The organism is Streptococcus sp. HMSC078H12 (genome assembly GCF_001814615.1).
Taxonomy (GTDB): domain Bacteria; phylum Bacillota; class Bacilli; order Lactobacillales; family Streptococcaceae; genus Streptococcus; species Streptococcus salivarius_F.
Genome location: NZ_KV817308.1, coordinates 19782 through 38482, shown reverse-complemented (window position 1 = coordinate 38482; position 18701 = coordinate 19782). Strand labels below are relative to the sequence as shown.

The window sequence follows — 18701 nt, the reverse complement described above, 5'->3', positions numbered from 1 at the left end:
ACTGGCGGAGTATAGATTTCATTGCTGGACGTAGGTCTAGCTTTTTTTGTAAAGTTATTTACTTGTTAAAACTCTAAATTTCAGATATGATATGGTTATATTTTAATTGAGAGGTATTATTATGTCGAATTTTGCATCAGAGTTTACACCTATTTCGATTTCTACTGCTAAAGATAAAATTTCTTCTACAGATAAGTTTATTTTATTTATTGGCCGTCCTTCTTGTCCATATTGTCAACTTTTTGAACCTAAATTATCAAATGTTGCTTGTAATTCAAATCTTACTATTTTCTATATTAATAGTGAAAATAGTGAAGAACTTGAAGATATCCAAGCTTTGCGTAAAAGATATGGTATTGCTACCGTTCCAGCCCTATTTGTTTCAGAAAATGGAACTGCTAAGGTTGTTTGCGACTCTTCTCTTTCTGAGGATGACATTCTAGATTTTATTTCTTAATCTTCTTGGAGGTTCTTATGTTTATCTGTAAACACGAGGTCCAGTATTATGAAACAGATCGAATGGGTATTACTCATCATTCTAATTATGTACGATGGATGGAAGAGGCTAGAACTTTTTTTCTAAGAGAGATAGGTTGGCCTTATGAAAAAATTGAAGAGGAGGGAATTATCTCTCCTGTTACTTCAATTTCCTGTGACTATAAAGCTACTTCTACTTTTGCAGATGAGATTTCTATTGAGATTAATGTTAAAAGTGTTAAATCTGCTAAACTTTCTTTTGTATACCATATGGTAAATCAGAATGGTGTTCTTGTTTGTACAGCTGCTTCTGAACATAGTTTCTTGTCTAAGGATGGTGGTTTTGTTAATCTTAAAAGAGATTATCCCTCATTTTTTAATCTTTTAAAAGAGCATTCAGTTATGCAATAAAAAAGAAGAAAATCATTTTGATTTTCTTCTTTTTTTATTCAGCAAGGAGTTTTTGATAAATTGTTAAATTTTCATCATCAAACACGTTAAATATAACTTTTTTTATTATACTTGATTCATCAATAAAGGTTTTGACTGTTTGAATGGCGATTTTGGCAGCTTTTTGTTTTGGAAAATTGAAATCTCCAGTTGATAGACATGGAATAGCTATTGATTCAATGTTATTTTTCTCGGCTAGTGCTAATACTGAGAGATAGCTTTTTGCTAAAAGATCCTCATCAATTTGTGTCGGTTGGTCTACTATTTTCGGACCTACAGTATGAATGACAAAAGCAGAAGGAAGGTTGTAAGCTGGAGTGATTTTAGCCATACCAACGGGTTCTTCATATCCTTGTTCTAAGATGAGTTCGAAACAAGCTTGGCGTAACTGAACACCTGCATATGTATGAATAGCATTATCTACACAATCATGAAGTGGTTTCATACATCCTAGTAAGGTTTTATTAGCTGCATTTACGATTGCATCTACTTCGAGTCTTGTAATATCACCCTTCCAGAGGTAGATTCGATCATCTTGAGGGATAGGCTGGAGTGAACTGAGTTGTACAAATCCACGTTCCCCTTTCCTAACTTGTAGGTAAAGGTCTTGTATTGTCAAGAATTGTGTTGATGCCGCCATTGGTTTACGTGTATTAAAGAGCGCTCTGAGAAGCTTTTGCTTTTCTTCGAGTTCTTCTGGGATAATCAAATCATGTAATTCTAGATTTTCTTTTTTGAGTTCACCTATGAGATAGGTAATCATTGCATCTTTATCCATATTTACTCATTTCTATTTTTATAGTTTTTTTATTATTATACTCCCAAGATAGGCTGTGAGCAAGTGATGTCTATGATAGGCAATGACTAATATTTGATAAGAATTTTTTATGTATGTATCAAATTCTTGCAATGGCCTTTAGAATCATATAGAATAGGTCTACAAAAGTTTTATAATGTCTAGGAGGATGAATATATGACACAAGTAGTAACAGATGCTACATTTGAACAAGAAACAGCTGAAGGACTCGTTTTGATTGATTTTTGGGCAACTTGGTGTGGGCCTTGCTTGATGCAAGCACCAATTCTTGAGCAACTTTCTGAAGAGATTTCAGAGGATGAACTTAAGATTGTTAAAATTGATGTTGATGAGAACCCAGAAACAGCTCAGAAGTTTGGAATTATGTCTATTCCAACTTTACTCTTCAAAAAAGATGGTGAGGTTGTTAAGCAAGTTGCAGGTGTACATACAAAAGAACAAATTAAAGCTATCGTTGCAGAGCTTAGCTAACTAATCTTCACAGTCCCGTTTAGGGATTTTTATTTTTAATTTATTCGAACGACGAGGAGAGTCTTATGTCTTATTCATTTCAAAATCCTAGTGCTGAGGTTATAGAATCTTATTTAAAATCAGCAAAGACGATTGCAATTGTTGGTTTATCTCATCGTAAGGAGGCAGCATCTTATCAGGTTGCTCATTTTCTACAAGCTGCTGGTTATCGTATCATACCAGTAAATCCCAAACTAGAAGGCCAGGAGCTTCTTGGAGAGCATGTTTATGCTTATCTTAAAGATATCCCATTTTCGATTGATATTGTTGATGTATTTAGACGAAGTGAGTTTTTACCAGATGTTGCTTATGATTTTCTTGAAACGAATGCAAAAGTTTTTTGGAGTCAAATTGGTCTTGAGAATGAGGAGGCTGAGACTATTCTTCGTCAAGCGAATAGACAGAATATTGTAATGAATCGTTGTACAAAGATTGAATATATGCGACTCTTTGTTTAATAAAATGAAAAGGTGAGTGAGCTATGCTCGCTCGTTTTTGTTATAATAGACCTATGATTGAAATTTTTGATACGCATACCCATCTTAATGTGGATAATTTTGCAGGAAAAGAACAAGAAGAAATAGATTTTGCAGCTGAACTAGGTGTTATTAAAATGAATATTGTTGGTTTTGATAAGCCAACAATTGATAAATCTTTAGCACTATCAGAGAAGTATGATCAACTATATAGTACTATTGGATGGCATCCTACGGAAGCAGGGTCCTATTCTCAGGAAATTGAGGATATGATTGTATCACAATTGGATAATCCGAAAGTAGTGGCACTTGGGGAGATCGGTTTGGATTATTACTGGATGGAAGATCCTAAAGAGATTCAAATTGATGTCTTCAAGCGTCAAATAGCTTTGTCAAAGGAACACAATTTACCTTTTGTTGTCCATACACGTGATGCACTTGAGGATACTTACGCTGTTATTAAAGAAGTTGGTGTTGGTCCTCGTGGAGGGATTATGCACTCATACTCAGGATCCTTAGAAATGGCTCAAAAATTTGTTGATCTTGGGATGATGATTTCATTTTCAGGTGTTGTAACTTTTAAGAAGGCTTTGGATGTCCAAGAAGCTGCTCAGAAGTTACCTTTAGATAAGATTCTGGTTGAAACGGATGCACCGTATTTGGCACCCGTTCCCAAACGTGGTCGAGAGAATCGTACAGGCTATACACGTTACGTAGTAGACAAGATTGCTGAGCTTCGTGGTTTAACAAGTGAAGAGGTTGCTAGGGCTACCTATGATAATGCGATGAGGATTTTTGGGCTGGATGAATAAAATAAAAATTCAAGAAGTCATCGTGGTAGAAGGTAAGGATGATACGGCAAATTTGAGACGCTTTTATGAGGTGGATACCTATGAGACTAGAGGCTCTGCTATCAATGAAGACGACTTAGAGCGTATCAATAAGCTTAATGACTTACGCGGAGTGATTGTTTTTACTGATCCAGACTATAATGGTGAACGTATCCGTAAAATCATCATGGAAGCTGTTCCGACAGCAAAGCATGCTTTTTTAAACCGTGGGGAAGCAACACCAAAGTCTAAGACTAAAGGTCGTTCATTGGGTGTTGAGCATGCGAGTTTTGAGGATTTTCAAAAGGCCTTATCTGGAGTTCTAGGTAGTTACGATGATGATAATCAGTTTGATATTAGTAAATCAAATCTTATGAAGTTAGGACTACTAATGGGAGTAGATAGTCGAAAGCGTCGAGAATATTTGGGCGAGGCGCTTCGTATTGGTTATTGCAATGGAAAGCAGCTTCTAAAACGTTTGGAATTGTTTGGAATTACTCTAGAGGAGCTGGAAGAGGCTATGTCAAATTACTAGACTACCAGTAATCTTAAAATCAAATCGCTATTAAGTAGCTTATTATAGAGGTTGGGATAATTAAGGACCTGGACTTGTTTTGTGTCCAAATATAAAAATCGTGAAATTAATAAGAAAAGAGAATAAATGAGAATTGCAGATTATAGCGTGACCAAGGCTGTCCTTGAACGCCATGGCTTTACCTTTAAGAAGTCTTTCGGACAGAACTTCTTAACAGATACAAATGTTTTACAAAAAATTGTTGATACGGCAGAGATTGATAAAAATGTCAATGTGATCGAAATTGGACCTGGTATCGGAGCATTAACAGAATTCTTGGCTGAAAATGCTGCGGAAGTTATGGCATTTGAAATTGATGATCGCTTGGTTCCAATTTTAGAGGATACATTACGTGATCATGATAATGTTAACGTGATTAACGAAGATGTTCTCAAGGCGGATTTACAGACACGAGTAAAAGAATTTAAAAATCCAGAACTACCAATTAAGGTCGTAGCCAATTTGCCATATTATATTACGACGCCAATCTTGATGCATTTGATTGAGAGTAAGATTCCTTTTGCAGAATTTGTCGTTATGATGCAAAAAGAAGTCGCTGACCGCATTTCTGCAGAGCCTAATAGTAAGGCTTATGGTTCTCTATCAATTGCCGTTCAGTATTACATGACCGCTAAAGTGGCATTCATTGTTCCTCGCACAGTCTTTGTACCAGCCCCTAATGTTGACTCAGCCATTTTGAAGATGACGCGTCGTGAACAACCGTTGGTTGAAGTTAAAGATGAGGATTTCCTTTTCCGAGTGGCTAAGGCTAGCTTTGTCCATCGTCGTAAGACATTGTGGAATAATTTAACAAATCATTTTGGTAAATCTGAAGAAGTGAGAGCCAAACTTGAGCAGGCTTTGGAAATTGCAGATATAAAACCTTCTATTCGTGGAGAGGCTTTATCTATTTCTGATTTTGCACACTTATCAGATGCTTTGAGAGAAGCAGGCCTATAATTCAAAAATCCCACTGAATCTCAGTGGGATTTTTAGCTATGCGGAGAAAGGGATTTGAACCCTCACGCTTGAAAAAGCACATGCGCCTGAAGCATGCGTGTCTGCCATTCCACCACCTCCGCAGATGATATGCCTATTATACTGCAATTTATTGAAAATGCAAGGAGGTCCATGGGAAATGGAAGATCAGTTTTTTTTGTTCCAGAAAAGCTTTCTAATTTGTGATATAATAGGGCTATTAAACGAATGAGGAGTTCACTTGCAAGGAAGAATTATCAAAGCACTGGCAGGTTTCTATTATGTAGAGCATGATGGTGTTGTATACCAAACGCGTGCACGAGGAAATTTTAGAAAAAAAGGACAAACACCTTATGTTGGAGATTTTGTTGAATTTTCAGCAGAGGAAAATTCAGAAGGTTATATCCTAAAAATTGGTCAACGAATCAATAGTTTAGTGCGTCCACCCATTGTCAATATAGATCAGGCTGTGGTTATTATGTCTGCCAAGGAACCGGATTTTAACAGTAATCTTTTGGACCGTTTTTTGGTTTTACTAGAGCATAAAAATATAAAGCCTGTAATCTATATTTCTAAGATGGACTTGGTTGAAGATGATTCAGAAATGAAAGCTATTCAAAAACAGTATCAAAAAATTGGTTTTGATTTTATCTTCAGTTTGGAAGACCTATTGCCGCTCTTGACTGATAAAATAACAGTCTTTATGGGACAGACAGGTGTTGGAAAATCAACCTTGTTGAACCGTATTGCCCCACAGTTACATTTAGAAACAGGTGAGATTTCAGACAGTCTAGGTCGTGGACGTCATACTACAAGGGCTGTAAGTCTTTATGACGTTCATGGTGGGAAGATTGCTGATACACCAGGATTCTCTTCGCTAGATTATGAAGTGGATAATGCAGAGGACTTGAGTGAAGCTTTTCCGGAAATCCGTCAAGCTAGTCATGGCTGTAAATTCCGTTCTTGTACTCATACCCATGAGCCTTCTTGTGCTGTTAAGGATGAGGTTGAAAATGGCCAGATCTGGCAAGTCCGTTATGATAATTACCTTCAATTCTTAAGTGAAATTGAAAATCGTCGTGAAACATATAAAAAAACTGTAAAAAGAAAGTAGGTCTCTCATGTCATATAAAATTGCTCCTTCTATCCTAGCTGCTGATTACGCTAATTTTGCTTCAGAACTAGCTCGTATTGATGCATCAGGTGCGGAATATGTTCACATTGATATTATGGATGGTCAATTTGTTCCTAATATCAGTTGGGGAGCAGATGTGGTTGCTAGCATGCGTAAACACAGCAAGTTAGTTTTTGACTGCCACCTTATGGTTGTTAATCCTGAGCGTTATGTGGATGCCTATGCACAAGCTGGTGCAGATATCATGACCATTCATGTTGAAGCCACTAAGCATATCCATGGTGCCCTCCAGAAAATCAAAGCTGCTGGTATGAAAGCAGGTGTTGTGATTAATCCTGGAACCCCAGTTGAGGCACTTATTCCTGTACTTGATTTAGTGGATCAAGTACTTATCATGACTGTAAATCCAGGTTTTGGTGGTCAGGCGTTCATTCCAGAAATGATGTCTAAAGTAGAGCGTGTTGTGGAGCTTCGTGAAAAAGGTGGTTATTCATTCGATATTGAAGTTGATGGTGGTGTAGATAATAACACTATTGCAGCATGTGCCAAGGCGGGGGCTAATGTTTTTGTAGCTGGCTCTTACCTCTTCAAAAATCCTGATTTGACAGCGCAAGTTCAAACGCTTCGTGATGCTATCGATGCCTAAAATAGCTTTATTTGTCGGTGGTGAGCTAGAGTGGTTCACTACCGATTTTGATTATTTTGTTGGGGTGGATCGCGCGTGCTTACGTTTGTTGGAGTTAGGTTTACCTCTTGATTTGGCTGTCGGAGACTTTGATTCAGTATCTCGGTCAGAGTTAGAGATGATTCAATCAGCTGCCAAAGATTGTATGATTGCTCCAGCTGAAAAGGATGATACGGATACAGAGTTAGCCCTAAAAATTATATTTCAGTTATATCCTGAGGCGGAAGTAACTATTTTCGGTGCTTTTGGTGGCAGAATTGATCATATGTTATCAAATATATTTTTGGTCAGCGATCTTGAATTAGCTCCTTTTATGAGGCGTATCTGTTTGCGAGATAAGCAAAATAAGATTACTTATTATCCAGAAGGAAGTCATAAAGTTTTATCAGAACCCGGAATGACATATGTTTCTTTTTTACATGAAGGTGATGGAGAACTGACGATTTTGGGAGCAAAATACGAATTAACTAGTATGAATTATTTCCAGAAGAAAATCTATTCTAGCAATGAATTCGTTGATGGTCCGATTCAAGTGCTTGTGCCAAATGGATATGTGATTGTCATCCAGACTAAAGATAGGAGTTAGTATGATCTATCTACTTACACTTTTAACTTTATTAAGCTTAGGAATTCTTATTGCTCTTTTCCTGAAGAATATGGAGTTAAAAGAACAGATTAATAAGAGTTTGGAAGAAAATGCAGATAATCTTTCAGATCAAGTTTCGTTTCAATTGGAAAGTTTTGCTAAGACAAACCAACTGGAAACAACAAAGCAATTGAACCAATTGCAGATGGAACTATACCAACAGTTGACAGATATCCGAGAGGTTTTACATCAAAATTTGTCTGATAATCGAGACCGCTCCGACCAACGCCTTGAGCAAATAAACCAAAGCTTAACCAAAGCGGTTAAAGATATGCAAGATTCCAATGAGAAACGTCTGGAACAAATGCGTCAGACAGTTGAAGAGAAACTTGAGCAAACCTTACAAACACGTTTACAAGCCTCTTTTGAGACGGTTTCAAGACAATTAGAGTCGGTTAACCAGGGCTTGGGGGAAATGAAAAATGTAGCCAAGGATGTTGGAAGTCTTAACAAGGTCCTTTCAAATACAAAAACACGAGGTATTTTGGGAGAGCTTCAATTAGGGCAAATTATTGAAGACATATTGACTGTTAATCAGTACGAGCGAGAATTTCCTACGGTATCAGGTTCAAGTGAACGAGTTGAATATGCAATCAAAATGCCAGGAAACCATAAAGATGAATATATCTACCTTCCCATTGATTCTAAGTTTCCTTTGGAAGATTACTATCGTCTGGAAGATGCTTATGAGTCTGGTAATAAAGAGGAGATTGAGAATCACCGTAAGTCACTTTTGACTAGTATTAAACGATTTGCAAAGGATATTAACAAGAAGTATCTTAACCCACCTGAAACTACAAATTTTGGCATATTATTTTTGCCGACAGAAGGACTTTATGCTGAGGTAGTACGCCAACCAGCCTTCTTTGACGCCCTTCGTCGCGAGGAGAATATTGTTATCGCAGGGCCGTCAACCTTATCAGCACTCTTGAATTCATTGTCTGTAGGATTTAGAACTTTGAATATTCAAAAGAATGCGGATGATATTAGTAAGATTTTAGGTAACGTCAAACTAGAATTTAGCAGGTTTGGAGATATGTTAGCTAAAGCTCAGAAACAATTGAATACAGCGAGTAAAACAGTCGATAGTCTTCTCAACACAAGGAGTAGGGCAATTGTTAGAGCTCTTGATACAATTGAAACCTATCAAGACAGTGCGACACAAAGTTTGTTGGATTTACCACGATTAGAAAACGAGGACAAGCATGAAGATTAATCAAATGAAAAAAGACGAGTATTTTGAAGGTTTTTATCTGATTAAGCGTGCAGAGGTACGTAAGACAAGAGCAGGAAAGGATTACATTGCCTTTACATTCCAGGATGATACTGGTGAGATTTCAGGGAACCTATGGGATGCTCAGCCTTATAATGTCGAAGAATTTACCGCAGGTAAAGTAGTGCATATGGAGGGCCGTCGAGAGGTTTATAATAATACTCCTCAGGTAAACCAAATTACCTTACGCTTGCCTACATTTGGTGAGCCAAATGATCCGGCTGATTTCAAAGAGAAACCACCAGTAAATCCTTCCGAAGTACGCGAATACCTAGAGCAAATGATTTTCAAGATTGAGGAAGCAACTTGGCAGCGTGTTGTTCGTGCCCTTTATCGCAAGTATAATAAAGAGTTTTTCACTTTTCCAGCTGCTAAAACAAATCATCATGCCTTTGAAAGTGGCCTAGCCTATCATACAGCTACTATGGTTCGCTTAGCGGACAGCATTGGAGATATTTATCCAGAGCTCAATAAGAGTCTACTCTTTGCCGGAATTATGCTTCATGATTTAGCTAAGGTTATTGAACTTACTGGTCCTGAAAATACTGAGTATACGGTTCGTGGAAACTTGATTGGTCATATTGCTTTGATTGATGAAGAAATCACTAAGGTGCTCATGGAGCTCAATATTGACGATACGCGTGAGGATGTCGTTGTTTTGCGTCATGTCATTCTCAGCCACCACGGACAACTAGAGTATGGTAGTCCAGTGCGCCCCCGTATTATGGAAGCAGAAATTATTCATATGATTGATAATCTTGATGCCAGTATGATGATGATGACGACAGCCCTTAACCTAGTAGGTCCAGGAGAAATGACAAATCGTCTCTTTGCTATGGATAATCGTTCCTTCTACAAGCCAAAATTTGATTAAAATCGAAATTAAGCGAGCATTCTAGGTAAAAATGTTCGTTTTTTGCTGTATTATGGTATAATAGTTAAAAAGTACAGAAAATATAGGTAACATATGAAATTAAAACGAAGTGAGCGCATGGTAGTTATTTCAAACTACCTGATTAATAATCCTTATCAATTGACAAGCCTCAACACCTTTGCAGAGCGTTATGAAGCTGCAAAGTCTTCAATCTCAGAAGATGTTGCTATCATTAAAAAAGCTTTTGAGGAAAGTCAAATAGGAGAAATCGAAACAGTAACGGGTGCATCTGGCGGCGTTATGTTTACACCAACTATTTCTGATGAAGATGCAAGAAGTCTGGTTGAAGATCTTTGTAAGCGTCTTTCCGAGAGTGATCGTATCTTACCAGGTGGTTATCTCTACCTATCTGATTTATTGAGTACACCGTCTATTTTGAAAAATGTTGGTCGTATCATTGCTAGTGCCTTTAAGGGACAAAAAATTGATGCCGTTATGACAGTTGCAACCAAAGGAGTTCCTTTAGCAAATGCAGTAGCAGATGTCTTGAATATTCCATTTGTTATTGTTCGTCGTGACTTGAAAATTACAGAAGGTTCAACTGTATCGGTAAACTACGTTAGTGGTTCAAGTGATCGTATTGAAAAAATGTTCCTTTCAAAACGTAGTTTGAAACCAAATAGCCGCGTCCTTATTGTCGATGATTTTCTTAAAGGTGGCGGTACCATTACGGGTATGGTTAGCTTGCTTTCAGAATTTGATAGTGAGTTAGTAGGTGTAGCTGTATTCGCAGAAAATGCTAAAGGCGATCGTGATATCCATGAATATAAATCATTACTTACTGTTTCTGACATCGATGTAAAAGCACAGAAGGTAGAAGTTGAAGTCGGTAATATTTTTGACAAATAAGTAATCTACGATAGTATTCCTAATTTAACGATTAGGAATTTTTCTTTTTAACAAGAAAGTCTTGACAATAATCATCAAAAAATGATACTATATTAGACGGTACTTTTTACTTTTGGTCTCTCAAAAGTGTACAGAGACGTGCTGACATAAGTTGCAAAAGTACACACAGATATGGGCTGTCACCAAGTGCCATATCAACCAAAAATAAAAAAACACAGGAGAATGTAGATGCCTACAATTAACCAATTGGTTCGTAAACCACGTCAATCAAAAGTTGTAAAATCTAAATCACCAGCTTTGAACGTTGGTTACAACAGCCACAAAAAAGTTCAAACTAACGTATCTTCACCACAAAAACGTGGTGTTGCAACACGTGTTGGAACAATGACACCTAAGAAACCTAACTCAGCCCTTCGTAAATTCGCTCGTGTACGTTTGAGCAACCTTATCGAAGTTACTGCTTACATCCCAGGTATCGGACACAACCTCCAAGAACACAGCGTTGTTCTTATCCGTGGTGGACGTGTAAAAGACCTTCCAGGGGTACGTTACCACATCGTCCGTGGTGCACTTGATACTGCAGGTGTAGCTGATCGTAAACAAAGCCGTTCTAAATACGGTGCTAAACGTCCTAAAGGATAAGAAGGGAGATAAGATAAAATGAGTCGTAAAAATAGAGCGCCTAAACGCGAAGTATTGGCAGATCCATTGTACAATTCAAAAATCGTTACACGTCTTATCAACCGTGTAATGCTTGACGGTAAACGTGGTACTGCTGCAACAATCGTATACGATGCTTTCGAGCAAATCAAAGAAGCAACTGGAAACGATGCTCTTGAAGTATTTGAAACAGCTATGGACAACATCATGCCTGTACTTGAAGTACGTGCACGTCGTGTCGGTGGTTCAAACTACCAAGTCCCAGTTGAAGTTCGTCCAGAACGTCGTACAACTCTTGGTCTTCGTTGGTTGGTTAACGCATCACGTGCGCGTGGTGAACACACTATGAAAGATCGTCTTGCAAAAGAAATCATGGATGCTGCAAACAACACTGGTGCATCAGTTAAGAAACGTGAAGATACTCACAAAATGGCTGAAGCAAACCGTGCCTTTGCACACTTCCGCTGGTAATCATAAGCTTCAAGCTGAATTACAGTCATATATTCATAAGCTAAGATTATGGATTTGTAATAGGCTGACTCTGAATTCAAATAATATCATTCATATCATTTGAAAACCAGTTAAATATTAGTGAAAAAACGGGTAGGTCCTGCCTATCCGTTTTTTGACAATAATGTTATAATAAATAAGTAAACTAAAATATTTATAGGAGAATAACCTAATGGCACGCGAATTTTCACTTGCAAAAACTCGTAATATCGGTATCATGGCCCACGTCGATGCCGGTAAAACAACTACAACAGAGCGTATCCTTTACTACACTGGTAAAATCCACAAAATCGGTGAAACTCACGAAGGTGCATCACAAATGGACTGGATGGAGCAAGAACAAGAACGTGGTATCACAATCACATCTGCCGCTACAACAGCACAATGGGATGGTCACCGCGTTAACATCATCGATACACCAGGACACGTGGACTTCACAATCGAAGTACAACGTTCACTCCGTGTATTGGATGGTGCCGTAACCGTTCTTGACTCACAATCAGGTGTAGAACCTCAAACTGAAACAGTTTGGCGTCAAGCAACTGAGTATGGTGTTCCACGTATCGTATTTGCCAACAAAATGGATAAAATCGGTGCAGACTTCCTTTACTCAGTAAGCACACTTCACGATCGTCTTCAAGCAAACGCACACCCAATCCAATTGCCAATCGGTGCTGAAGATGATTTCCGTGGTATCATTGACTTGATTAAAATGAAAGCTGAAATCTATACTAATGACCTTGGTACAGATATTCTTGAAGAAGATATTCCAGCTGATTACGTTGATCAAGCAAACGAATACCGTGAAAAATTGATCGAAGCAGTTGCTGAAACTGACGAAGATTTGATGATGAAATACCTTGAAGGTGAAGAAATCACTAACGAGGAATTGAAAGCAGCTATCCGTCGTGCAACAATCAACGTTGAATTCTTCCCAGTTCTTTGTGGTTCTGCCTTCAAGAACAAAGGTGTTCAATTGATGCTTGATGCGGTTATCGATTACCTTCCAAGTCCACTTGATATCCCTGCAATCAAAGGTATCAACCCAGATACAGACGAAGAAGAAACTCGTCCAGCATCTGATGATGAGCCATTTGCAGCTCTTGCCTTCAAGATCATGACTGACCCATTTGTAGGTCGTTTGACATTTATCCGTGTTTACTCAGGTATCCTTCAATCAGGTTCATATGTAATGAACACATCTAAAGGTAAACGTGAACGTATCGGACGTATCCTTCAAATGCACGCTAACAGCCGTCAAGAAATTGAACAAGTATACGCTGGTGATATCGCTGCTGCTATCGGTTTGAAAGATACTACAACTGGTGACTCATTGACTGATGAAAAAGCTAAAGTTATTCTTGAGTCAATCGAAGTTCCAGAACCAGTTATCCAATTGATGGTTGAGCCTAAGACTAAAGCTGACCAAGATAAGATGGGTATCGGTCTTCAAAAACTTGCTGAAGAAGATCCAACATTCCGTGTTGAAACTAACCCTGAAACTGGTGAAACAGTTATCTCTGGTATGGGTGAACTTCACCTTGATGTCCTTGTTGACCGTTTGAAACGTGAACACAAAGTTGAAGCAAACGTTGGTGCTCCACAAGTATCTTACCGTGAAACATTCCGTGCTGGAACACAAGCACGTGGATTCTTCAAACGTCAATCTGGTGGTAAAGGTCAGTTTGGTGATGTTTGGATTGAATTTACTCCAAATGAAGAAGGTAAAGGTTTCGAATTCGAAAATGCTATCGTCGGTGGTGTGGTTCCACGTGAATTCATCCCTGCAGTAGAAAAAGGATTGGAAGAATCTATGGCTAACGGTGTCCTTGCTGGATACCCAATGGTTGACATCAAAGCTAAGCTTTACGATGGTTCATACCACGATGTCGATTCATCTGAAACTGCCTTCAAGATTGCTGCATCTCTTGCACTTAAAGAAGCTGCTAAGACTGCACAACCAACTATCCTTGAACCAATGATGCTTGTAACAATCACTGTTCCTGAAGAAAACCTTGGTGATGTTATGGGTCACGTTACAGCTCGTCGTGGACGTGTTGATGGTATGGAAGCACACGGTAATAGCCAAATCGTTCGTGCATATGTTCCACTTGCTGAAATGTTCGGTTATGCAACAACACTTCGTTCTGCAACTCAAGGTCGTGGTACATTCATGATGGTATTTGACCACTATGAAGATGTTCCTAAATCAGTTCAAGAAGAAATCATCAAGAAAAATTCTGGTGAAGCTTAATTAGAACTTATAAAGTTAAGGTACTTATGAAAGTAAGTGCCTTTTCTATTTGCAATTTTTTGAAAAAAATTATATAATATGACTGTTGAAAGGTTGAATTGAAAGCGCTCAAGTTAATCTTTTCACAATAGGGAGAGCTTGCTCTCAAAATTATATTTATTTGATTTTCATAAGGAGGAAATCACTAATGGTAGTTAAAGTTGGTATTAACGGTTTCGGTCGTATCGGTCGTCTTGCTTTCCGTCGTATCCAAAACGTAGAAGGTGTTGAAGTTACACGCATCAACGACCTTACAGATCCAGTTATGCTTGCACACTTGTTGAAATACGACACAACTCAAGGTCGTTTCGACGGTACTGTTGAAGTTAAAGATGGTGGATTTGAAGTTAACGGTAAATTCGTTAAAGTTTCTGCTGAACGTGACCCAGAACAAATTGACTGGGCTAACGACGGTGTAGAAATCGTTCTTGAAGCAACTGGTTTCTTTGCTAAGAAAGATGCTGCTGAAAAACACTTGCACGAAGGTGGAGCTAAGAAAGTTGTTATCACTGCTCCTGGTGGAAACGATGTTAAAACAATCGTATTTAACACTAACCACGATATCCTTGACGGTACTGAAACAGTTATCTCAGGTGCTTCATGTACTACAAACTGCTTGGCTCCAATGGCTAAAGCATTGCAAGATAACTTCGGTGTTAAACAAGGTTTGATGACTACTATCCACGCTTACACTGGTGACCAAATGATCCTTGACGGACCACACCGTGGTGGTGACCTTCGCCGTGCACGTGCTGGTGCTGCAAACATCGTTCCTAACTCAACTGGTGCTGCTAAAGCTATCGGTTTGGTTATCCCAGAATTGAACGGTAAACTTGACGGTGCTGCACAACGTGTTCCAGTTCCAACTGGATCAGTTACTGAATTGGTAGCAGTTCTTGAAAAAGACGTTACTGTTGATGAAGTGAACGCAGCTATGAAAGCAGCTTCAAACGAATCATTCGGTTACACTGAAGATCCAATCGTATCTTCAGATATCGTAGGTATTTCTTACGGTTCATTGTTTGATGCAACTCAAACTAAAGTACAAACTGTTGATGGTAAACAATTGGTTAAAGTTGTTTCTTGGTACGACAACGAAATGTCATACACTTCACAACTTGTACGTACTCTTGAATACTTCGCGAAAATCGCTAAATAATTCAATTGTATAAAAAGAAGAGCTTCGGCTCTTTTTTTATTTTCCAAAATAATAAAACAGCCATATAAATAGGCTGTTATAATCTCAGTAGGTTTGTGATTTATGAATAAGCTAGAAGGCATTCCAAATGAGTAGAAAGAGCAGGACACAACCCCAGGCGTTTTTATTATGTTTTTGTATAGCTAGCATACCATAAATAAGTATAAAAACGGTAAGTGATTCAAATAGGGTATAGATATCAAAACCAATAATTCCATGGATAAGGAGGCAAAAAATCGCACAAGTTATTGCCCCACTATCTAACCAAATGTAAGGAGATGGAAAACGTATGCGTATCTTTTCAGCGATGACTACATAGTTAAATCCTTCCCAGAATCCCCAAATAAGACAGATGAATAGGTATGCCAGGATATTACTAGGAAATGATTGGCTCATTATTTCTTTTGTTAATTGTATTGATTGAAGAGGTAGATAGGAATGAATCTGATGAGTAAGTCCTTTAAATATGATAAGTGGTAGGGCTACAAGAAGAGATTGAAAAAGGGTGGTAACTAGATTTTTGGTGATTAATCCAAAGTGTCTGAAAGATTCTTTGCGATAAAGCATAACAGTGCTGGTTCCTAAGCCTGCGATGGCAAATTGACAACTAGCTAATAAGATTAATCGCAGCCATAGCGGTACTGAGGTTTGGTTAGTGTATGAAAAAAGAGTTGGTTTAAGAGTAAGAAAGAGGAGCAGAGGAACAAGGGTAAGAATAAGTATTACATTTAGATCATGGTCAGCTTGTTTCTGCTTCTTGTTTAGCTGTTTTTTCATGGATATTCGACCTTTCTATTTAGATTATATGCTAAATGCCTTATACTAGCAATAAGCTAGAAATCCTTCTGATTTTGCTATCTCTTTTATGCATTTTGTGATATAATGAAAACGTATTAAAAAATTAAGGAGTCTGATCAAATGGCTAAATTGACTGTTAAAGATGTTGACTTGAAAGGGAAAAAAGTTCTCGTTCGTGTTGACTTCAACGTACCTGTAAAAGATGGCGTGATCACTAACGATAACCGTATCACTGCTGCCCTTCCAACTATCAAGTACATTCTTGAACAAGGTGGACGTGCAATCCTCTTCTCTCATCTTGGACGTGTAAAAGAAGAAGCTGATAAAGAAGGCAAATCACTTGCTCCTGTAGCTGCTGACTTGGCTGCTAAATTGGGTCAAGACGTTAAATTTATCCCAGGTGTTACACGTGGTGCTGAATTGGAAGCAGCTGTTAACGCTCTTGAAGATGGACAAGTTCTCTTGGTTGAAAACACTCGTTTTGAAGATGTTGATGGCAAGAAAGAATCTAAAAATGATCCTGAACTTGGTAAATACTGGGCATCACTTGGAGATGGTATCTTCGTAAACGATGCATTCGGTACAGCTCACCGTGCACACGCATCTAACGTTGGTATCTCAGCAAACGTTGATAAAGCTGTTGCTGGTTTCCTTCTTGAAAACGAGATTGCTTACATCAAAGAAGCAGTTGAAACTCCAGAACGTCCATTCGTAGCTATCCTTGGTGGTTCTAAAGTATCTGATAAGATTGGTGTTATCGAAAACCTTCTTGCAAAAGCTGATAAAGTTCTTATCGGTGGTGGTATGACTTACACATTCTACAAAGCACAAGGTATCGAAATTGGTAACTCACTTGTAGAAGAAGATAAACTTGATGTTGCTAAAGCTCTTCTTGAAAAATCAAATGGTAAATTGATCTTGCCAGTTGACTCAAAAGAAGCTAATGCATTTGCTGACTACACTGAAGTGAAAGACACTGAAGGTGAAGCAGTAGACCCAGGTTTCCTTGGTTTGGATATCGGTCCTAAATCAATTGCTGAATTCGATAAAGCCTTGACTGGTGCGAAAACAGTTGTATGGAATGGTCCTATGGGTGTATTTGAAAACCCTGACTTCCAAGCTGGTACAATCGGTGTGATGGACGCAATCGTGAAACAACCAGGCGTTAAATCAATCATCGGTGGTGGTGACTCAGCTGCCGCAGCAATCAACCTTGGACGTGCAGATAAATTCTCATGGATCTCTACTGGTGGTGGTGCTTCTATGGAACTTCTTGAAGGTAAAGAACTTCCAGGATTGGCTGCACTTACTGATAAATAAGTCTATTAGAATGAAAAGAGTTGGGGAACCAACTCTTTTTTGTGTTATCTCATTGAGTATTTGTTTGATAGAGGCTAAAACTATTATTGGGAAGTAAATTTCTCTCAAAAAATTGCGATTATTAGTTTGAACTTTGCGGCATAATACTGTAGAAGTAGCCAAAAGTTTCATAATCATGTTAAAATAGTAAAATGGGATTGAAATTTGAACCGAAAAAATTTAAATTTGGTATGCGTACACTTAAGACGGGGATTGCTGTCTTTCTAGTTTTAGGTCTTTTTTCTGCTTTAGGGTGGGAAGGGCTTCAGATTGGTTGCTTGACAGCAGTCTTTAGTCTTCGAGAAAACTTTGATAGAAGTATTCAGTTTGGTAAGTCACGTATTTTTGCGAATACGGTTGGAGGGCTTTTGTCGCTATTATTTTACTTTGTGAATATGTGGTTTAATCATTCAGTTTGGGTGACCTTGCTATTGGTTCCGATTTTGACAATGCTGACGATTGTCATTAATGTGTCCTTTAATAATGCATCTGGTGTTATTGGAGGAGTGGCTGCACTTCTGATTATTACCTTGTCTATTCCACCTGATAATACCTTCACTTATGTGATTGCTCGAGTCTTTGAAACTTTCTGTGGAGTCTTTATAGCAATCCTTGTCAATTATGATTATGATTGGTTACTTAAACACTTAAAATAAGAATGATAGGGTTCTATTGAACTCTATTTTTTATGTTTTTTTTGATAAAATCCTTAAATTAGAGCGAATACACAATATAATGTTCGGGAATTGCTTATTGTGTAAGAAAAAGTAACATAAACTGTTGACATGTAGAAATATTCAGAATATAATTGTTAGGAAAGGAGGATGATCATGGCAAGAGAGAAAGAATTAAGGCGTTCTCTAGCTGTTTTTCCGATTGGAACAGTTATGAAATTGACGGATTTAACTGCTCGTCAAATTCGTTACTATGAAGATCAAGGTTTAATTCAACCTGAACGTACAGCTGGAAATCGTCGTATGTACTCATTAAATGATATGGATCGTTTATTGGAAATCAAAGATTTTTTGGATGATGGTTACAATATTGCAGCGATTAAGCATGAGTACGAAGAGCGTGAAGTTCGTGCCCAACAAAAACAAGCGGCTTTAACAGATGCGGACGTTCGACGTATCTTGCATGATGAACTCCTTCAGCAAGGCCGTTTTACGACCCCGTCACAACAATTTGGTAACTTGCGTATCTAATTACGCTTTGAACTTTTATTTTTGGTTTTTATAAAGGAGACCCC

Annotated in this window: 22 protein-coding genes and 1 tRNA gene; 20 read left to right on the top strand and 3 right to left on the bottom strand. The window is 38.1% G+C overall.

The window, feature by feature from the left end; translation table 11 throughout:
- The first annotated feature begins 121 nt into the window (after positions 1-121).
- Both traF and HMPREF2979_RS00950 read left to right on the top strand, forming a co-directional pair.
- Positions 122-457 (top strand): DUF6568 family protein, encoded by a 336-nt coding sequence (gene traF / locus HMPREF2979_RS00955; protein WP_070654689.1) that lies wholly within the window; start codon positions 122-124, stop codon positions 455-457.
- 17 nt (positions 458-474) lie between these two features.
- Positions 475-888: an acyl-CoA thioesterase gene (locus HMPREF2979_RS00950; RefSeq protein WP_070654687.1), complete on the top strand. Its 414-nt coding sequence runs from the start codon at positions 475-477 to the stop codon at positions 886-888.
- Positions 889-922: 34 nt separating this feature from the next.
- On the opposite strand, the gene HMPREF2979_RS00945 is transcribed toward HMPREF2979_RS00950, so the two are convergent.
- A complete protein-coding gene (locus tag HMPREF2979_RS00945; protein WP_070654685.1) occupies positions 923-1705 on the bottom strand; it encodes a protein-ADP-ribose hydrolase in 783 nt (260 codons plus the stop codon).
- Positions 1706-1900: 195 nt separating this feature from the next.
- Here HMPREF2979_RS00945 and trxA point away from each other — a divergent pair, with 195 nt between their 5' ends.
- The 5 genes from trxA (at position 1901) to rsmA (ending at position 5094) form a co-directional block, all read left to right on the top strand.
- The gene (gene trxA, locus HMPREF2979_RS00940) at positions 1901-2215 is read left to right on the top strand and encodes a thioredoxin (protein WP_002884315.1); all 315 of its coding nucleotides are present in this window, start codon (positions 1901-1903) and stop codon (positions 2213-2215) included.
- 65 nt (positions 2216-2280) lie between these two features.
- Entirely contained in the window at positions 2281-2712 is a 432-nt protein-coding gene (locus tag HMPREF2979_RS00935) for a CoA-binding protein (protein WP_070654683.1), read from the top strand.
- 53 nt (positions 2713-2765) lie between these two features.
- Positions 2766-3542, top strand: a complete 777-nt coding sequence (locus HMPREF2979_RS00930; RefSeq protein WP_070654691.1) for a TatD family hydrolase — start codon at positions 2766-2768, stop codon at positions 3540-3542.
- A complete protein-coding gene (gene rnmV / locus HMPREF2979_RS00925) occupies positions 3535-4095 on the top strand; it encodes a ribonuclease M5 (protein WP_070654681.1) in 561 nt (186 codons plus the stop codon). The genes HMPREF2979_RS00930 and rnmV overlap by 8 nt, the downstream gene beginning before the upstream one ends.
- 126 nt (positions 4096-4221) lie before the next feature.
- Entirely contained in the window at positions 4222-5094 is an 873-nt protein-coding gene (gene rsmA, locus HMPREF2979_RS00920) for a 16S rRNA (adenine(1518)-N(6)/adenine(1519)-N(6))-dimethyltransferase RsmA (protein WP_070654679.1), read from the top strand.
- 39 nt (positions 5095-5133) lie between these two features.
- Here the strand turns inward: rsmA and HMPREF2979_RS00915 are convergent.
- Positions 5134-5216: transfer RNA gene (locus HMPREF2979_RS00915), tRNA-Leu, on the bottom strand.
- Between the two features lie 137 nt (positions 5217-5353).
- Here HMPREF2979_RS00915 and rsgA point away from each other — a divergent pair.
- The 10 genes from rsgA to gap all read left to right on the top strand — a co-directional run bounded on the left by rsgA (position 5354) and on the right by gap (position 15256).
- Complete coding sequence (gene rsgA / locus HMPREF2979_RS00910; protein WP_022495977.1) at positions 5354-6226, top strand: ribosome small subunit-dependent GTPase A; 873 nt, start codon at positions 5354-5356, stop codon at positions 6224-6226.
- A gap of 7 nt (positions 6227-6233) precedes the next feature.
- Positions 6234-6893, top strand: a complete 660-nt coding sequence (gene rpe / locus HMPREF2979_RS00905; protein WP_014635070.1) for a ribulose-phosphate 3-epimerase — start codon at positions 6234-6236, stop codon at positions 6891-6893.
- Positions 6886-7518 carry a thiamine diphosphokinase gene (locus HMPREF2979_RS00900; RefSeq protein ID WP_070654676.1) on the top strand — a complete coding sequence of 211 codons (633 nt, stop codon included), beginning with the start codon at positions 6886-6888 and terminating at the stop codon, positions 7516-7518. Before rpe ends, HMPREF2979_RS00900 begins: the two co-directional genes overlap by 8 nt.
- 1 nt (position 7519) lies before the next feature.
- On the top strand, positions 7520-8794 hold the full coding sequence (locus tag HMPREF2979_RS00895; protein ID WP_014635068.1) for a DNA recombination protein RmuC: 1275 nt from the start codon (positions 7520-7522) through the stop codon (positions 8792-8794).
- The gene (locus HMPREF2979_RS00890) at positions 8784-9725 is read left to right on the top strand and encodes a 3'-5' exoribonuclease YhaM family protein (RefSeq protein WP_002884679.1); all 942 of its coding nucleotides are present in this window, start codon (positions 8784-8786) and stop codon (positions 9723-9725) included. Before HMPREF2979_RS00895 ends, HMPREF2979_RS00890 begins: the two co-directional genes overlap by 11 nt.
- A 93-nt stretch (positions 9726-9818) precedes the next feature.
- Complete coding sequence (gene purR, locus HMPREF2979_RS00885; protein ID WP_022495960.1) at positions 9819-10634, top strand: pur operon repressor; 816 nt, start codon at positions 9819-9821, stop codon at positions 10632-10634.
- 228 nt (positions 10635-10862) lie between these two features.
- Positions 10863-11276, top strand: coding sequence for a 30S ribosomal protein S12 (rpsL, locus tag HMPREF2979_RS00880; RefSeq protein ID WP_002884809.1), 414 nt, complete (start codon positions 10863-10865; stop codon positions 11274-11276).
- Positions 11277-11294: 18 nt separating this feature from the next.
- On the top strand, positions 11295-11765 hold the full coding sequence (gene rpsG, locus HMPREF2979_RS00875) for a 30S ribosomal protein S7 (protein WP_002884746.1): 471 nt from the start codon (positions 11295-11297) through the stop codon (positions 11763-11765).
- A gap of 211 nt (positions 11766-11976) precedes the next feature.
- On the top strand, positions 11977-14058 hold the full coding sequence (gene fusA / locus HMPREF2979_RS00870; RefSeq protein ID WP_002884537.1) for an elongation factor G: 2082 nt from the start codon (positions 11977-11979) through the stop codon (positions 14056-14058).
- Positions 14059-14245: 187 nt separating this feature from the next.
- Complete coding sequence (gene gap, locus HMPREF2979_RS00865) at positions 14246-15256, top strand: type I glyceraldehyde-3-phosphate dehydrogenase (protein WP_002884461.1); 1011 nt, start codon at positions 14246-14248, stop codon at positions 15254-15256.
- Positions 15257-15367: 111 nt separating this feature from the next.
- Here gap and HMPREF2979_RS00860 read toward each other — a convergent pair whose 3' ends face one another.
- On the bottom strand, positions 15368-16072 hold the full coding sequence (locus tag HMPREF2979_RS00860) for a hypothetical protein (protein WP_070654674.1): 705 nt from the start codon (positions 16070-16072) through the stop codon (positions 15368-15370).
- 141 nt (positions 16073-16213) lie between these two features.
- Here HMPREF2979_RS00860 and HMPREF2979_RS00855 point away from each other — a divergent pair, with 141 nt between their 5' ends.
- From HMPREF2979_RS00855 to HMPREF2979_RS00845, 3 genes are all read left to right on the top strand, one after another.
- Positions 16214-17413, top strand: coding sequence for a phosphoglycerate kinase (locus tag HMPREF2979_RS00855; protein WP_002884739.1), 1200 nt, complete (start codon positions 16214-16216; stop codon positions 17411-17413).
- Positions 17414-17604: 191 nt separating this feature from the next.
- Complete coding sequence (locus tag HMPREF2979_RS00850) at positions 17605-18108, top strand: FUSC family protein (RefSeq protein WP_002884568.1); 504 nt, start codon at positions 17605-17607, stop codon at positions 18106-18108.
- 174 nt (positions 18109-18282) lie between these two features.
- Positions 18283-18657, top strand: coding sequence for a MerR family transcriptional regulator (locus HMPREF2979_RS00845; protein ID WP_004183576.1), 375 nt, complete (start codon positions 18283-18285; stop codon positions 18655-18657).
- Positions 18658-18701 lie beyond the last annotated feature (44 nt).

Coding starts and splice junctions, on each gene's coding strand:
- rpsG (WP_002884746.1), top strand. CDS start 11,295: ATGAGTCGTAAAAATAGAGCGCCTAAACGCGAAGTATTGGCAGATCCA.
- HMPREF2979_RS00845 (WP_004183576.1), top strand. CDS start 18,283: ATGGCAAGAGAGAAAGAATTAAGGCGTTCTCTAGCTGTTTTTCCGATT.
- HMPREF2979_RS00935 (WP_070654683.1), top strand. CDS start 2,281: ATGTCTTATTCATTTCAAAATCCTAGTGCTGAGGTTATAGAATCTTAT.
- HMPREF2979_RS00850 (WP_002884568.1), top strand. CDS start 17,605: ATGGGATTGAAATTTGAACCGAAAAAATTTAAATTTGGTATGCGTACA.
- HMPREF2979_RS00945 (WP_070654685.1), bottom strand. CDS start 1,705: ATGGATAAAGATGCAATGATTACCTATCTCATAGGTGAACTCAAAAAA.
- HMPREF2979_RS00890 (WP_002884679.1), top strand. CDS start 8,784: ATGAAGATTAATCAAATGAAAAAAGACGAGTATTTTGAAGGTTTTTAT.
- HMPREF2979_RS00900 (WP_070654676.1), top strand. CDS start 6,886: ATGCCTAAAATAGCTTTATTTGTCGGTGGTGAGCTAGAGTGGTTCACT.
- HMPREF2979_RS00860 (WP_070654674.1), bottom strand. CDS start 16,072: ATGAAAAAACAGCTAAACAAGAAGCAGAAACAAGCTGACCATGATCTA.
- HMPREF2979_RS00930 (WP_070654691.1), top strand. CDS start 2,766: ATGATTGAAATTTTTGATACGCATACCCATCTTAATGTGGATAATTTT.
- HMPREF2979_RS00895 (WP_014635068.1), top strand. CDS start 7,520: ATGATCTATCTACTTACACTTTTAACTTTATTAAGCTTAGGAATTCTT.
- purR (WP_022495960.1), top strand. CDS start 9,819: ATGAAATTAAAACGAAGTGAGCGCATGGTAGTTATTTCAAACTACCTG.
- rpsL (WP_002884809.1), top strand. CDS start 10,863: ATGCCTACAATTAACCAATTGGTTCGTAAACCACGTCAATCAAAAGTT.
- HMPREF2979_RS00855 (WP_002884739.1), top strand. CDS start 16,214: ATGGCTAAATTGACTGTTAAAGATGTTGACTTGAAAGGGAAAAAAGTT.
- rnmV (WP_070654681.1), top strand. CDS start 3,535: ATGAATAAAATAAAAATTCAAGAAGTCATCGTGGTAGAAGGTAAGGAT.
- traF (WP_070654689.1), top strand. CDS start 122: ATGTCGAATTTTGCATCAGAGTTTACACCTATTTCGATTTCTACTGCT.
- trxA (WP_002884315.1), top strand. CDS start 1,901: ATGACACAAGTAGTAACAGATGCTACATTTGAACAAGAAACAGCTGAA.
- HMPREF2979_RS00950 (WP_070654687.1), top strand. CDS start 475: ATGTTTATCTGTAAACACGAGGTCCAGTATTATGAAACAGATCGAATG.
- gap (WP_002884461.1), top strand. CDS start 14,246: ATGGTAGTTAAAGTTGGTATTAACGGTTTCGGTCGTATCGGTCGTCTT.
- rsmA (WP_070654679.1), top strand. CDS start 4,222: ATGAGAATTGCAGATTATAGCGTGACCAAGGCTGTCCTTGAACGCCAT.
- fusA (WP_002884537.1), top strand. CDS start 11,977: ATGGCACGCGAATTTTCACTTGCAAAAACTCGTAATATCGGTATCATG.
- rpe (WP_014635070.1), top strand. CDS start 6,234: ATGTCATATAAAATTGCTCCTTCTATCCTAGCTGCTGATTACGCTAAT.